Here is a 14,359-nt window from a genome sequence, read left to right on the forward strand (position 1 = left end):
AGCCGAACGGGCACCAGGAGAACAGGAGAAGCGGATGACGCACCCTTGGTGGGACGACCTCGTCACCACGGCCCTGCTGGGCACGGACCGCCGCGCTCTGCCTGCCGCACTCCACACCCCCGGCAAGGAGGCGCCCGTCGCCCTCCTGGACGCGGCGGCCGTGCAGACGGTGCGCCGCAGGGCGGGCCTGCGCGCGACCCCGGCAGCTGCCCTGCCCGAGCGCGCGGCGGCCGACCTCAGGCCACCGGTACCGCCCGCGGCCAGGCGCAGGCTCGCGACGCTCCTCACCGACCAGCCGGGCTCCGCGAGCGGCGGCCGCCGTGGCGCGGCGCCGGACCTCATGGAACTCCTCCCGCAGTGGCTGGCCCTGGCCAACTCCCGTGGCTACGGCGCCCCACCCGAGCTGCTGCCCGCCCTCCTGAACGCGGCACGCGGCCGCACGGACCTGCGCCCCCAAGCCCTCACCTTCGCGGGCCCGAGGGCCCTGTGGCTGGCCCGTCTGAACCCGGACTGGAAGTTCGCGCTCAGGGCGACACCCGGGGGAGGCACAGCGCTCCCGTCCCCGGACGACACACCGAAGATCCAACAACTGTGGGAGGAAGGCCTTTTCGCGGAACGAGTGGCCCTCCTGACCACGCTCCGCACCCACACCCCGCCCACGGCACGAGAGCTGCTCACCTCGACCTGGTCGTCGGAGCGCGCGGAGGACCGCCTGATGTTCCTGGACTCGCTCCGCACGGGCCTGTCCGCCGAGGACGAGCCGTTCCTGGAGCAGGCGCTCACCGACCGCAGCCGCAACGTCCGCGCCACGGCGGCGGAGCTCCTGTCCGCGCTCCCGCACTCGGCCCTGGCGGGCAGGATGTCGGCACGCGCGGCCTCCTGCGTGGCGGTCGACCACACCACCGACAGGCCGACCCTCACCGTCGAGGCACCGCACGGGTGCGACGCGGGCATGGAGAGGGACGGCGTCACCCCCAAACCTCCCGCGGGTCGTGGTGAACGCTCCTGGTGGCTGGGCCAGTTGGTGGACTCGGCCCCGCTCTCCACCTGGCCGCTCCGCCTCGGCAACCGCACCCCGGACGAGATCGTGGCACTCCCGGTGGCCGACGACTGGCGGAGCGAGCTGCACGCCGCGTGGTGCCGTGCGGCGGTGCGCCAGCGGGACGCGGACTGGTCCAGGGCGCTGCTCGGCGCCCCCGCGTCCCCCGACGCGGCGGGCCCGGGAGCCGTCTCCCTCGCCGAACGCGCCAAGCTCCTGGCCACGCTGCCCGCGGCCGAGCGGGCCGACTGGGTGGCCGGCTTCATCGCGGCGCACGGCCTGTCGGAGGCCTTCCAGCTCCTGGGCGTCTGCGCGGTCCCCTGGGCGGAGCCGATGGGCCGCGCGGTGGTGGACTCCCTGAACATCGCGCGGGACGCGGGCAGTTACCCCTGGAGCTTCAGCGGCGTGATGGGCCTCGCGGAGCGCTGCCTCGACCCGGCGGAGGCGGTCCGCCTGGACGCCCTCACCGCGACCCCGGACGAACCGGAAGGCGCCGCGCCGGGCGCAGGCGGCTACTGGTCGGAGGCGTTCCAACGCCTGGTGACAACCCTGCGCCTACGCGCGGCGATCCAGGCGGAACTGCCGCCGCCGTGACGCTTCCCACCGGGGCGGGGTCACGGGCGACCCCCGGGTGCAGACCCCGCCCACGGCACCGCAGGGTCAGACGGCCTGCCGTACATTCCCCCGTACCCACTCCACGATCGACGCGGTAGTGGCTCCGGGCGTGAAGATCTCCGCGACGCCCTTCTCCTTCAGCGGCGCGATGTCCGCCTCCGGAATGATCCCGCCGCCGAACACCTTGATGTCCTCCGCGTCCCGCTCCTTCAGCAGCTCCAACACCCGCGCGAACAACGTGTTGTGCGCCCCGGAAAGAATGGAGAGCCCGATCGCGTCGGCGTCCTCTTGGATCGCGGTGTCCACCACCTGCTCGGGCGTCTGGTGCAGCCCGGTGTAGATGACCTCCATACCGGCGTCACGCAGCGCCCGCGCGATCACCTTCGCCCCGCGATCGTGCCCGTCGAGCCCCGGCTTGGCGACCACCACGCGGATCGGCCCGGCTGCCACACCCATCACTGCCTCCATGTACCGATATCCGTACCGACACCACACTGTCCCGGCACAGATACCCCGCACCGCACCGGCCGGGGAAGTGAACGAACGTTATCCACAGCATCCCGCAAGCGGCAGTTTCACGGTGGAGAGCGAGGGGGAAATCACACGTTGGGACACGTTCGCTGCGCGCCCATCCGTTGCCCAGGGGCTCACGCTCCGCATCGGGACCAGGCGCGAGGGGAGCCGCAACGAGATCGCCGGACCACCACGCCGGCAGCCGCACGGCGTGGTGGTCGGGTGCATCGGCAACGCAACGGGGGCACGGAGCACGCACGACAGAACACGCACCACGCACCGCTCTGCATCACAGGCACCACCCAGCACCACACGCACCGTGCAACGGAATCCATGGGACCCACGGGGCACACAGAGCCGACAGGCCCCAAAGACACCACACACCCCACGGAATCCGCCCCTCGCCCAGCCGACTTCCTCGACCTCGACTCCCCCTAGGGCACACGGGGGACAGAGCCGTCCTCCCGTGCGTCAATCGGGAGGTCGACGATGCCGGTCACAGGGGCCCACCCCTTTCGCCCCCTCAGCACACTGCTGCCAAGAATCCCCGGGCTCCCAGCGCTCCTGAAGGCGACCGCCCTGGAACTGGCGATCCTCGCGGGCCACCTCCTCCTCTATCCCTCGGGCATCACCCAGGAACGCAGGACGGCCCCGGTCCAGCCGCCTCCCGACGCCCCCCGCCTCCCCCCGGACGGCAGGCCCCCGGTCCTCCTCCTGCACGGCTTCATCGACAACCGCTCGGTCTTCGTCCTGCTCCGCCGCACCCTGACCAAGGACGGCGGACGCCGCGTGGAGTCCCTCAACTACTCGCCGCTGACCTGCGACATCCGCGCCGCCGCGGAACTGCTCGGCCGCCACATCGAGGAGCTCTGCGAGCGCACGGGCCACACCCGCGTGGACGTCGTCGGACACAGCCTCGGCGGCCTGATCGCCCGCTATTACACGCAGCGGCTCGGCGGCGACGTACGCGTACGCACGCTGGTCACGCTCGGCACACCGCACTCGGGCACCCGCGTCGTGCCGCTCGCGGACGCGCACCCGATCGTCCGGCAGATGCGCCCGGGGTCGGACGTGATCGAGGAGCTGAAGGAGCCGGCCCAGGACTGTCGTACGCAGTTCGTGAGCTTCTGGAGCGATCTGGACCAGATCATGGTGCCACTGGAGACGGCGCGCGTGGACCACCCCGACCTGATCGCGCAGAACGTCCGCGTGACCGGCATCGGCCATCTCGCGCTGCCGGTGCACCCGGCGGTCGCGAACGGCATCCGCCAGGCGCTCGACCTGGCGAACCCGGGAGCGGACGCCAAGGGCACACCGAACGGGCTCACGGTGGCCTGAGCCGCAGCGGACTCACGGAAACGGACGCACGGTGACCTGAAGCGAAAAGAAGCCCTCACCGATCGAACTAACCTCGAACGCAGAGCCAAAGCTGTGCCCGCAGTCCGCCGAAAGACGGCCGAATGCCCGTTTCCTGAGACAACGAAACCTGCCGAAGATTGTCGCGCCCGTATACCGCCGGGTACAGTCGCCGCACTGCTCCGCCCCTGCTGCCGAGGCGAAAGAGAAGTTGGTGAACGACCGTCACCCGTCGGGGAGCTCGACTCCCCCGCCCTCGGCACCCGGCGCCGACTACGCGCACTACGCGGCGTACGACCACCAAGGCACCCAGGCCGGCGGCTACGGCTACGACACGTACGCCACCGGCAGCTTCGCCACCGACGGCACCGGCTTCGACACCGGCACCTTCGCCACGGACCCCCTCTTCGGCGACATGCCCGGCGGCACCGACGGCACCGACGGCCAGTACGACACCGGCCAGTGGGCGACCACCACGGGCACCCAGCAGACGCTCAACTACGACGCGTACGCCGCGCAGCACCACGCCGCCACGTACGACACCGGCAGTTACGACACCACGTCCGTATGGGCGACCGGCGGCTACCAGCACCTCGCCGACATCCCCTCGCAGCCGGGCCCGGACGCCACGGGCCAGTGGGACGCGGGCCTCTGGAACCAGGCGCCGCAGACCGGCCAGTGGGACACGCAGACCTTCGACACGGGCGCGTACGACGCGACGGCGTGGAACTCCGCGGGCGACGCCCACGAAGCGCACACCACGCACGACGCACACCACGCACACGACCCGCACGAAGCCGCCCACTCGTACGAGTCCGCAGAGCCCGAAGACGCCCAGCCGTACGAGCTCACCGACCAGTACGAGATCTCGACCGAATCCGCGTACGAGCACACGGACTCCGAACCGCCCACGGACTCCTGGGCCTCCGCCCCCCGCGCCTCCCGCGGGAAGAACGGCGGCAACCCCGCCGGCGGCGGCCGCTCGAGGACCCGTCGCCGCTCACCCGCCAAGCGCTCCGCCCTCCTCACCGTCGCCGTGCCCTCGGCGTGTGTGATGGGCGTAGCCGGGGTGGCCGCCGCCTCCGTGGGCAACTTCGGCGGCGACGACGACAAGGAGACGACGGCCTCGGCCCCGGACGCCACGGCCGTGAAACCTTCCGCCGCCAACAACAAGCTGGACACCCAGCTCGCGAACCTCTCGGCGGACGCGGGCGACTTCGCGGACCGCGCGAGCCGCACACAGGAGCGCATCGACCTCAAGGCCGAGAAGGTGGCCGCCGAGAAGAAGGCGGCGGCGGAGGCGGCGCGCAAGGAGCGGCTGCGTCCCAAGTTCGCGCTGCCGGTGAAGCAGCACGGCCTGAGCGCGATGTACGGCCAGGCGGGCATCAACTGGATGTCCGCGCACTCCGGCATCGACTTCCCGGTGTCGTACGGCACGGAGGTCATGGCCGCGACCGACGGCACCGTGTCCACGAAGTGGAACAGCGCCTACGGCAACATGGCGATCGTGACCGCGAAGGACGGCACGGAGACGTGGTACTGCCACCTCTCCACGCACAAGATCTCCAGCGGTCCCGTGAAGGCGGGCGACGTCATCGCCTTCTCCGGGAACTCCGGCAACTCCACGGGCCCGCACCTGCACTTCGAGGTGCGCCCCGGCGGCGGCTCGGCGATCGACCCGCTGCCGTGGCTGCGCAGCCACGGCCTCGACCCGACGTAACTCAGGCCGCCGCCTTCGGCGTCCGAACTGCTCGCGTCCGAACTGCTCGCGTCAGAGCTTCTCGACCGGTGCGTACCTCAGCAGGAGCCGCTTCGGCTTGGGCTCGCCGAAGTCCACCGTCGCCTCGGCGTTCGCGCCCGTCCCCTTCACGCCGACCACCGTGCCGAGGCCGAACTGGTCGTGCGTGACCCGGTCACCGACCGCGAGCGCGACCACCGGCTTCTCCGACGCACGGCGCGTGGCGAAGCCCTGCGCGCCGCCGGAGCGGGAGCGCGAGGAGGACAGCGTCGAGGCGATGCCTCCGGCCGGACCCGAGGAGCGGGACGGCGCCGGGGCACCGACGGAGCCCGTCCGCTTCCAGTCCAGATGGGCCTCCGGGATCTCCTCCAGGAAGCGCGACGGCGGGTTGTACGAGGGCTGGCCCCAGGCGCTGCGCATGGAGGACCGCGTCAGATAGAGCCGTTCACGCGCGCGCGTGATGCCCACGTAGGCGAGGCGGCGCTCTTCCTCCAGCTCCTTGACCTGCCCGAGGGAGCGCATGTGCGGGAAGACGCCGTCCTCCATGCCGGTCAGGAACACCACGGGGAATTCGAGGCCCTTGGCGGTGTGCAGCGTCATGAGAGTGATGACTCCGGAGCCGTCGTCCTCCTCGTCCGGGATCTGGTCGGAGTCGGCGACCAGGGCGACACGCTCCAGGAAGTCGGAGAGCGACCCGACGGGAGCGGCGCCTTCCGCGGTCTCCGCACCTTCCCCACCTTCCGCAGCCTCCGCGCCCTCGGCGGCTTCGGCGGCTTCTGCGCCCGCCGCGGTCCCCTCGGTGCCCGAATCGCCTTCCGCCCGGCCGTTCCCCTGCTCGAACTCCAGCGCCACGGCGGCGAGTTCCTGGAGGTTCTCGATGCGGGTCTCGTCCTGCGGGTCGGTCGAGGCCTGCAACTCGGCCAGATAGCCGGTCCGTTCGAGCACGGCCTCCAGGACGACGGCCGGGCCCGCGCCCGACTCGACGATGGTCCGCAGCTCCTCCATCAGCGTGTTGAAGCGCTTGACGGCGTTGGTCGAGCGGGCCGCCATTCCATACGCCTCGTCGACACGGCGCAGGGCCTGCGGGAAGGAGATCTTCTCGCGCTGCGAGAGCGCGTCGATCATCGCCTCCGCACGGTCGCCGATACCCCTCTTGGGTACGTTGAGGATGCGGCGCAGCGGGACCGCGTCCTCGGGATTGGCGAGAACGCGCAGGTACGCGAGGACGTCGCGGACTTCCTTGCGCTCGTAGAAGCGGACGCCGCCGACGACCTTGTAGGGCAGGCCGACGCGGATGAAGATCTCTTCGAAGACACGGGACTGGGCGTTCGTGCGGTAGAAGATCGCGACGTCGCCGGCCTTGGCGTCGCCCGCGTCCGTGAGGCGGTCGATCTCGTCGGCGACGAACTGCGCCTCGTCGTGCTCGGTGTCGGCGACGTACCCGGTGATGCGTGCGCCCGCGCCCTGGTTGGTCCACAGGTTCTTGGGGCGGCGGCTCTCGTTCCGCTCGATGACCGCGTTCGCGGCGCTCAGGATCGTCTGCGTGGAACGGTAGTTCTGCTCCAGGAGGATCGTCGTCGCGTCGGTGTAGTCCTCCTCGAACTGGAGGATGTTGCGGATGGTGGCGCCGCGGAAGGCATAGATCGACTGGTCCGCGTCACCCACGACGCACAGCTCGGCGGGGTCGTCACCCTCGCCTCCGGAGGGGCCGACCAGCTCGCGCACCAGGGCGTACTGGGCGTGGTTGGTGTCCTGGTACTCGTCGACCATGACGTGGCGGAAGCGGCGGCGGTAGTGCTCGGCGACGTCCGGGAAGGCGCGCAGGAGGTGGACCGTCGTCATGATCAGGTCGTCGAAGTCCAGGGCGTTCGCCTCGCGGAGGCGGGACTGGTACATCGCGTAGGCCTGGGCGAGGGTCTTCTCGAAGCCGTCGGCGGCCTGGGCGGCGAAGTCCTCCTCGTCGATCAGCTCGTTCTTCAGATTCGAGATCTTGGCGCTGAAGGACTTCGGCGGGAACTTCTTGGGGTCGAGGTCCAGATCGCGGCAGACCAAGGCCATCAGGCGCTTGGAGTCCGCGGCGTCGTAGATCGAGAAGGAGGAGGTGAAGCCCAGCTTCTTGTACTCACGGCGCAGGATGCGGACGCAGGCGCTGTGGAAGGTCGACACCCACATCGCGTTCGCCCGCGGGCCCACGAGCTGCTCGACGCGCTCCTTCATCTCGCCCGCGGCCTTGTTCGTGAAGGTGATCGCGAGGATCTGGCCGGGGTGCACACCGCGCTCGGCGAGGAGGTGCGCGATGCGGTGGGTGAGCACGCGGGTCTTGCCGGAGCCCGCGCCGGCGACGATGAGCAGCGGGGAGCCCGCGTGCACGACGGCCGCACGCTGGTTCTCGTTCAGCCCGTCGAGGAGCGTCGCCGGGTCGATGACCGGGCGCGGGGCGCCGTCGCGGTAGTGCGTGTCCCGGGACATGGGCGCGTCGAACTTCCCGTCGAACAGGTCGTCCGGAATGGGCTCCGGGGCGCTGTCCTCGGGCGGCGGCGGGGGCTCTTCCTCGGTACCCTTCGAGGGCTGGAGGTCCGCCAGGAAGCTGTCGTCAAAGAGGCTGCTCATCGCCTCCCGAGTCTAGGCGGCCCCACTGACAACCCGCCCCGGGTTCCGGCCACCTTCCCCTCGAAGCGATCCTCGCCTACGCCCCGCCCCCGGACGATCACCCTCCGCATTCACGGGGCATCCGCGAGGCATGCCCGCATCAAGAGCCTCGTAAAGTCACGAAAATGTATCGGGCATATCGAACATCAACCTTCACACGGAGCACACGAGTTGGCTAGCGTGCCCGGCGGGCCGCTCGTCCCCCACCGGCGAACCCCGCCGGGAACGGGTGGCCTCCGCCGAGTCCGACACGTTCGGAGCCGGGGACCCACCAAGACCTTGGGGTGAATCGGTCCCGTACGAAGTACGGGACTGTAGGGCAACCTTCCGGACCATCCGCCCGAACCCGACAGCTAACCCGGTAGGCGGTCTACGGAAGGAGTCGCCTCCTTGGCGTCGCACCGCAAGCCGCGGACCCGGGCAGCCGGAATACGTACGACCCCCGCCATCGGCATCACGACGGCGGCCCTCACCTCCGTGGCCCTCCTGTCGCAGAGCGCGCAGGCAGCGCCCTCCGCGCCGACGAAGCCCAGCCTGGAAGAGGTCCAGAAGAAGGTCGACGATCTCTACCACCAGGCGGGCGTGGCCACCCAGAAGTACAACTCGGCCAAGGAACGCACCGACAAGCAGCGCAAGAAGGTCGACCGCCTGCTCGACGACGTGGCCAAGCGCACCGACAAGCTGAACGAGGCGCGCCAGGAGCTCGGCTCCTTCGCCGCCGCGCAGTACCGCACCGGCGCCGTCTCGGACACGGCCACGATGATGCTCGCCGACGACCCGCAGGGCTACTTCGACCAGAACCACCTGTCGGACCGGCTCACCGAGCGCCAGAAGAAGGCGGTCGACGACTACCAGGCGCAGCAGGTGTCGGCGGCGAAGCAGCGTACGAAGGCGGCGAAGAGCCTCAAGACGCTGAGCGACTCTCGGGACGACCTCAGGACGAGCAAGCAGACCGTCCAGAAGAAGCTGGGCGAGGCCCGTGAGCTGCTTTCGGAGCTGACCGCCGAGGAGAAGGCCAGACTCGCGGCGATCGAGCGGAAGAAGGAGCGGGAGGCCAAGCGCAAGGCCGAGGAGCTGGCCCGCAAGCAGGCCGCCGAGGCGGAGCGCAAGCGCAAGGCGGAGGAGGCGGCCCAGAAGGAGAAGGAGCAGGAGGAGGGCCAGGACTCGGGCACCGGCTCGGGCTCGGGCTCCGACACCGGCTCCGGATCGGGATCGGGATCGGGCTCCGACTCCGGGAGCACGGACGGCACTTACGCCGCCAAGGCCGCGAAGGTCATCGACTTCGCGGAGGCCCAGATCGGCAAGCCGTACGTCTGGGGCGCCACCGGACCCGACTCCTACGACTGCTCCGGGCTCACCCAGGACGCGTGGAAGGCCGCGGGGATCTCCCTGCCGCGCACCACGTGGGACCAGGTGAAGGTCGGCACGACCGTGAAGACTGCCGACGCGAAGCCGGGCGACCTGGTGTTCTTCTACGACGACATCAGTCACGTGGGGATCTACATCGGCAACGGCAAGATGATCCACGCCCCGAAGCCGGGCGCGAACGTCCGCGTCGAGTCGATCTACTACATGCCGATCCACAGCGTGGTGCGTCCCGCGTAACCACCCTCTACGCGCGTGTGGCCCGCATCCTCCGGAGGATGCGGGCCACACGCGCGTAGAGGCGGAAAACTCAAGTCCGCGCAGGACTCAAGTGCGTGGAGAACTCAGGTCCACAGCACCGCGATGAAGATGTTCGCCGTGGTCAGCAGGCCGACCGCGCCGAACAGGCCCTTGTCGACCTTCTCCTCGTCACGCTTCACATAGACCAGCGCGAGGATCACGATCAGCACGGCCATCTTGATGCCGATCTTGAGGTTGTTGACCGTGTTGTCGTCCGCCCGGTTGAGGCCCACCAGGGCCACACCGGTGACCAGCATGATCAACGCACCGTGCAGCATCGCCGGGCCGAAGCGGGCCGTGCCCTGGCCCATCTGCTTCATCTGGGTCAGGAAGCCGCCCAGGAGCGAGGCGATGCCGATGATGTGCAGGCCGACGAAGAGATGGATGAGTACGTCCATGAGGCCGGAGCCTAGCGGGGGGATCCAGGGGCACAGCAGGGGCCCCTTACCACTACTCCGGGACCAGGTGTGCCATAAGCACCCCCTCGGTCACTGACGTGCACGAATGCGGCATCGCACCGTGATCGACACGGTCGGGCTCGGTCACCGTTCCGTCCACTTCTTCCAGTTGCGCACAATCCGTCACCAACCCGTGACGGTCAGGTTTAGCGTCCTCCACCAGGTGACCGGCTCCCCACCGTCGTCCCGCCCAGGACGGCAGTCGGCCACCACCGCCGAGAAAACCGGCGGCGGCCCGCTCCCCCTGTGCGGGCCGCCGCCGGACACGTAAGGAGCCCGATTCGTGGCAGCGCACCGCAAGCCCAGACAGCGCTCGCTCAGCGGGAGCACGGCCCGCACCGCAGCCACCCTGGCCCTCGCGGGGGCCGCGTCGGCGACCGCCTTCGACGGCACGGGGCACGCGGAACCGCGGCTCAGCCCCGCCGAGGTGAAGTCCAAGGTCGACTCGCTCTACCACGAGGCGGAGATAGCCACCGAGAAGTACAACGGCGCGGAGGAGAAGGCGGAGAAGGCCGAGAAGTCGCTCAGGGAGCTGCGCGACGAGGCGGCCCGCAAGACGGAGAAGCTCAACTCCGCCCGCAACGGCCTTGGTTCGTACGCCGCGGCGCAGTACCGCGCGGGCGGCATCGACCCCTCCGTGCAACTCGCGCTCTCCTCCGACCCGGAGCAGTTCCTGGACCGCGCCGCGCTCGCCGACCGGGCAGGCAGCCGCCAGGCCTCGGCCGTCAGCGGCGTACAGAAGCAGCTCCGCTCGATCGACCAACTGCACAGCGAGGCCGACGACCGCCTGGCCTCCCTCAGGGCGCGCCAGGCGGAGCTGCGCAAGCACAAGAAGACGGTCACCGACAAGCTCGGCGAGGCGAAGCGGCTGCTGTCCCGGCTCACCGCCGACGAGCGCGCCAGGATCGCCGACGACGAGGACGACAGGGCCGCCCGCTCGGCAGGCCGCGACGCAGCCCTTGGCGCGCCTTCAAAGGCCCCCAACGCCCGCGCCGCGTCCGCCGTCTCGTACGCGTACAAAGCCATCGGCAGCCCCTACGTATGGGGCGCCACCGGCCCGAACGCCTTCGACTGCTCGGGGCTCACGCAGGCCGCCTACCGCTCGGCGGGGGTCTCCCTGCCCCGCACCACCTACGCCCAGATCGGCGCCGGCGAGCGGGTCTCCCGCTCCGAACTGCGCCCCGGTGACCTGGTGTTCTTCTACTCCGGCATCAGCCACGTCGGCCTCTATGTCGGCAACGGCCAGATGATCCACGCCCCGAACCCGAGCGCGCCGGTGCGGCTCGCACCCATCGACCAGATGCCGTTCGCGGGGGCCACCCGCGTGGCGTGAGCCGGTGCGCCGCCGATCGATGAGCCGGTGCACTCGACCACCGGTGAGCCGGTGCACCCGACCACCGCTGATCAGGCGCGACGCCCACCAGTAGTGTCGGGGGCATGCCTAGCCGTACGCTGCCGCCGCCTCCGCCACCCCCGCATCTGCGCACCTGGCCGGACCGGCAGACGCTGCTCGCGGACCGCGGGAGTGCCCTCGGGGAGTTGCGCAGGCGGCACCTCGGGATGCACCGGCTCCTGCTGTTGTGGCTGTACGGCGTCGGCGGCGTCATCGGCTGGGCGCTGCTGACCCAGCCGATCAAGTTCATCGACGACAAGGACCCCAGCGTCTTCCTGCTGGCCCCGGTCCTCGCGGTGGCCGGCCTCGCGGCGCTGGCCCCCTCGGTGATCGGCGTCGTCCTCGGCATCCGCCGCGACCGGCGGATACGGGAACTCACCGACGCCTGGCTCGCGTTGGACAGTCATCCGGCGTCCGACGCCCGGCTGCGCTCGCCCGGCCTCAGCCTGTTCTGGCTCCTGTCCTCCCTCGCCCTGTGCGCGCTCGGCCTGTGGGCGTCCTTCGCCGCGGCCGCGTACGCCGAACCGGGCCGCGAGACGTACACCGACGTCGCGCTCGGCATGGGCACCGGCCTGATCCTGTGGCTGACGGGCCTCCTCGGCGCCGCGAAGGCCGCGGGACACTACCGCTGGGCCCTGCGGAAGCTGGGCCCGTCCCGGACGGCGCCCCGCGCCGCGCACCGCTAGCGCCGCACACCGCTGCCGTGCGGCGGCCGGTCAGACCGTGCGGCGGCCGGTCAGACCAGCCGTCGCGCCGTCGCCCACCGCGTCAGCTCATGGCGGTTGGACAGCTGGAGCTTCCTCAGGACCGCCGACACGTGCGACTCGACGGTCTTCACGGAGATGAAGAGCTGCTTGGCGATCTCCTTGTACGCATATCCGCGCGCGATGAGCCGCAGCACCTCGCGCTCGCGCTGGGTGAGGCGGTCCAGGTCCTCGTCGACCGGAGGCGCGTCGGTGGAGGCGAAGGCGTCGAGGACGAAGCCCGCGAGGCGCGGCGAGAAGACCGCGTCGCCCTCCTGCACACGGAAGATGGAGTCCACCAGGTCGGTGCCGGTGATGGTCTTGGTGACATAGCCGCGGGCGCCGCCCCGGATGACGCCGATGACGTCCTCGGCGGCGTCGGAGACCGAGAGCGCGAGGAAGCGCACCGGGCTCTCCGCGTCGGCCATCAACGGCGAGCAGCGGCGCAGGACTTCCACGCCACCGCCGCCCGGGAGGTGCACGTCCAGGAGGACGACCTCGGGGCGGGTCGCGGTGATGACCGTGACCGCCTGGTCGACGTCGGCGGCCTCGCCGACGACCTCGACGCCGGTGACGTCGGTCCTGCCGATCTCCGCCTGCACTCCGGTGCGGAACATCCGGTGGTCGTCGACCAGGACGACCCGCACGCGACGCCCGCCCGCACCGCCGCCCTCGTCCGAACCGGTCGGCTCCGCGGGCTCGTTCGCCTCGGTCGCGTCGCTCATGTCGTCGCCGTCCTCTCCATTTCCAGCTCGACTTCGGTGCCGCCGCCGGGCACCGCGCGCAGTCGCGCCGTGCCGCCGTTGCGCTGCATGCGGCCGATGATCGATTCTCGTACGCCCATGCGGTCGTCCGGCACCGAGTCCAGATCGAAGCCGGGGCCGCGGTCCCGGACGGACACGAACACCGTCTCTCCCTCGACTTCGGCGAAGACCTGCACCGCGCCGCCCTCGCCACCGTACTTGGCGGCGTTCACCATCGCTTCTCTCGCGGCCTGCATCTGTGCGGTCAGGCGCTCGTCGAGCGGGCAGTCGCCGACCACGACGACCTCTATGGGCACGCCGTGCTTGTCCTCGACCTCCGCTGCGCTGCGGCGGACCGCCTCGGCGAGGGTGTCGGGCTCCTCGTCCTCGTCCTTGCCGGTGCCCCCGGGTTTGTAGAGCCAGGCGCGCAGGTCGCGCTCCTGGGCGCGGGCGAGGCGGCGCACCTCGCTCGGGCTCTCCGCGTTGCGCTGGATCAGGGTCAGGGTGTGCAGCACGGAGTCATGGACATGGGCGGCGACCTCGGCCCGCTCCTGGGCCCGGATGCGCATCAGCCGCTCCTCGGAGAGGTCCTGCATCATGCGGACGAGATAGGGGCCCGCGAGGAGCGCGATGCCGACGAGGACGGCGAGCGCGGCCTGCAGGACGGCACCCAGGTGCGCGGCGGAGCCCTGTAGCACGAAGATGCCGGAGACCCCGGCGCCGACCAGGAGCACTCCGGCGGCCGACCGGGCGAGCGTCAGGGTGCGGCGGCGCCGCCCGACGGCCATCCAGCGGGCCCTGCGGGCGTTGTCGGCCTGCCGCCAGACGAGGGCGACACCGGCGGCGACGAGCAGGGTCGGGACGACATACGCCTTGGTCGAGCTGTCCAGGTCCACATTGCCGACGAAGACCATGGCGACGACGACCATCGCGAGGAGCGCGACGAGCTGGCCCTTGTCGGGCTTGCGGGCCACGAGTCTGCGGCGGCCGTCCGGCGCCGTCTCGGTCGTGACCGCCGCGGGCGGCCGCTCGGAGTCGACGCCGCCCACACCGAGCGGGACGAAGAACCAGAACGCCGCGTACAACAACGCGCCGAGGCCGTCCGCCGCGAACAGGCCGACGAAGACGAGCCTGACCCAGACCACGGGCAGCCCGAGATGCCCGGCGAGGCCGCGCGCGACGCCGCCGAGCCAACGGCCGTCACCGCTGCGGTACAGCTTGCGCAGCGGTCGGACGTCGTCGAGGGGCGGTGCAGCGGCTTCCGGCATGCCATCGATATTCACACGCGAGCACGCGTACGGGCATCAGGGTCCGCCCCCGAGACTTCCCTGATCTCGGGCCCCGCCCCGGCCCTGTCAGGGGCGGGACCCGAGGAGTCTCAGGGGCGATATCAGGGTTCGGCCAGGGTCGTCCCGACTGCCGCGGCGGGCCCGCGGCCGTCACCATG

General features: G+C 70.9%; 11 protein-coding genes and 1 riboswitch. Of the genes, 6 read left to right on the forward strand and 5 right to left on the reverse strand.

What is annotated here, in order from left to right:
- Positions 1-34 precede the first annotated feature (34 nt).
- Positions 35-1,633: a DUF5691 domain-containing protein gene (locus AB0B50_RS18380; RefSeq protein WP_362332393.1), complete on the forward strand. Its 1,599-nt coding sequence runs from the start codon at positions 35-37 to the stop codon at positions 1,631-1,633.
- Positions 1,634-1,699: 66 nt separating this feature from the next.
- Here the strand turns inward: AB0B50_RS18380 and AB0B50_RS18385 are convergent, their stop codons facing one another.
- Positions 1,700-2,110, reverse strand: a complete 411-nt coding sequence (locus tag AB0B50_RS18385) for a cobalamin B12-binding domain-containing protein (RefSeq protein WP_055702123.1) — start codon at positions 2,108-2,110, stop codon at positions 1,700-1,702.
- Between the two features lie 546 nt (positions 2,111-2,656).
- On the opposite strand from AB0B50_RS18385, the gene AB0B50_RS18390 reads away from it, so the two are divergent.
- Positions 2,657-3,505, forward strand: a complete 849-nt coding sequence (locus tag AB0B50_RS18390; RefSeq protein ID WP_362332396.1) for an alpha/beta fold hydrolase — start codon at positions 2,657-2,659, stop codon at positions 3,503-3,505.
- Positions 3,506-3,737: 232 nt separating this feature from the next.
- Positions 3,738-5,243, forward strand: a complete 1,506-nt coding sequence (locus AB0B50_RS18395) for a M23 family metallopeptidase (protein ID WP_362332399.1) — start codon at positions 3,738-3,740, stop codon at positions 5,241-5,243.
- Positions 5,244-5,294: 51 nt separating this feature from the next.
- On the opposite strand, the gene AB0B50_RS18400 is transcribed toward AB0B50_RS18395, so the two are convergent.
- On the reverse strand, positions 5,295-7,871 hold the full coding sequence (locus AB0B50_RS18400) for an ATP-dependent DNA helicase (RefSeq protein WP_362332401.1): 2,577 nt from the start codon (positions 7,869-7,871) through the stop codon (positions 5,295-5,297).
- 266 nt (positions 7,872-8,137) lie between these two features.
- Positions 8,138-8,294, forward strand: a riboswitch (cyclic di-AMP (ydaO/yuaA leader).
- A 6-nt stretch (positions 8,295-8,300) separates the two neighbouring features.
- On the opposite strand from AB0B50_RS18400, the gene AB0B50_RS18405 reads away from it, so the two are divergent.
- Positions 8,301-9,515: an NlpC/P60 family protein gene (locus AB0B50_RS18405; RefSeq protein WP_362332404.1), complete on the forward strand. Its 1,215-nt coding sequence runs from the start codon at positions 8,301-8,303 to the stop codon at positions 9,513-9,515.
- A 104-nt stretch (positions 9,516-9,619) separates the two neighbouring features.
- Here AB0B50_RS18405 and AB0B50_RS18410 read toward each other — a convergent pair whose 3' ends face one another.
- Positions 9,620-9,973: a hypothetical protein gene (locus tag AB0B50_RS18410; RefSeq protein ID WP_362332406.1), complete on the reverse strand. Its 354-nt coding sequence runs from the start codon at positions 9,971-9,973 to the stop codon at positions 9,620-9,622.
- A 343-nt stretch (positions 9,974-10,316) separates the two neighbouring features.
- Between AB0B50_RS18410 and AB0B50_RS18415 the strand changes: the two genes are divergently transcribed.
- The gene (locus tag AB0B50_RS18415) at positions 10,317-11,366 is read left to right on the forward strand and encodes an NlpC/P60 family protein (protein WP_362332409.1); all 1,050 of its coding nucleotides are present in this window, start codon (positions 10,317-10,319) and stop codon (positions 11,364-11,366) included.
- A gap of 104 nt (positions 11,367-11,470) precedes the next feature.
- Positions 11,471-12,112 carry a hypothetical protein gene (locus AB0B50_RS18420; protein WP_362332412.1) on the forward strand — a complete coding sequence of 214 codons (642 nt, stop codon included), beginning with the start codon at positions 11,471-11,473 and terminating at the stop codon, positions 12,110-12,112.
- A gap of 50 nt (positions 12,113-12,162) precedes the next feature.
- Here the strand turns inward: AB0B50_RS18420 and AB0B50_RS18425 are convergent, their stop codons facing one another.
- Both AB0B50_RS18425 and AB0B50_RS18430 read right to left on the reverse strand, forming a co-directional pair.
- Entirely contained in the window at positions 12,163-12,894 is a 732-nt protein-coding gene (locus AB0B50_RS18425; RefSeq protein ID WP_362332415.1) for a response regulator transcription factor, read from the reverse strand.
- Positions 12,891-14,180, reverse strand: coding sequence for a PspC domain-containing protein (locus tag AB0B50_RS18430; protein ID WP_362332418.1), 1,290 nt, complete (start codon positions 14,178-14,180; stop codon positions 12,891-12,893). Before AB0B50_RS18430 ends, AB0B50_RS18425 begins: the two co-directional genes overlap by 4 nt.
- Between the last annotated feature and the right edge of the window lie 179 nt (positions 14,181-14,359).

Origin of the sequence: Streptomyces sp. NPDC041068 (assembly GCF_040647455.1) — a bacterium.
In the GTDB taxonomy this organism is placed as follows: Bacteria; Actinomycetota; Actinomycetes; order Streptomycetales; family Streptomycetaceae; genus Streptomyces.

Bases quoted from the DNA above. Each gene is read 5' to 3' on its own strand.
- AB0B50_RS18400 (WP_362332401.1), bottom strand. From the start codon at position 7,871: ATGAGCAGCCTCTTTGACGACAGCTTCCTGGCGGACCTCCAGCCCTCG.
- AB0B50_RS18410 (WP_362332406.1), bottom strand. From the start codon at position 9,973: ATGGACGTACTCATCCATCTCTTCGTCGGCCTGCACATCATCGGCATC.
- AB0B50_RS18380 (WP_362332393.1), top strand. From the start codon at position 35: ATGACGCACCCTTGGTGGGACGACCTCGTCACCACGGCCCTGCTGGGC.
- AB0B50_RS18420 (WP_362332412.1), top strand. From the start codon at position 11,471: ATGCCTAGCCGTACGCTGCCGCCGCCTCCGCCACCCCCGCATCTGCGC.
- AB0B50_RS18430 (WP_362332418.1), bottom strand. From the start codon at position 14,180: ATGCCGGAAGCCGCTGCACCGCCCCTCGACGACGTCCGACCGCTGCGC.
- AB0B50_RS18390 (WP_362332396.1), top strand. From the start codon at position 2,657: ATGCCGGTCACAGGGGCCCACCCCTTTCGCCCCCTCAGCACACTGCTG.
- AB0B50_RS18425 (WP_362332415.1), bottom strand. From the start codon at position 12,894: ATGAGCGACGCGACCGAGGCGAACGAGCCCGCGGAGCCGACCGGTTCG.
- AB0B50_RS18385 (WP_055702123.1), bottom strand. From the start codon at position 2,110: ATGGGTGTGGCAGCCGGGCCGATCCGCGTGGTGGTCGCCAAGCCGGGG.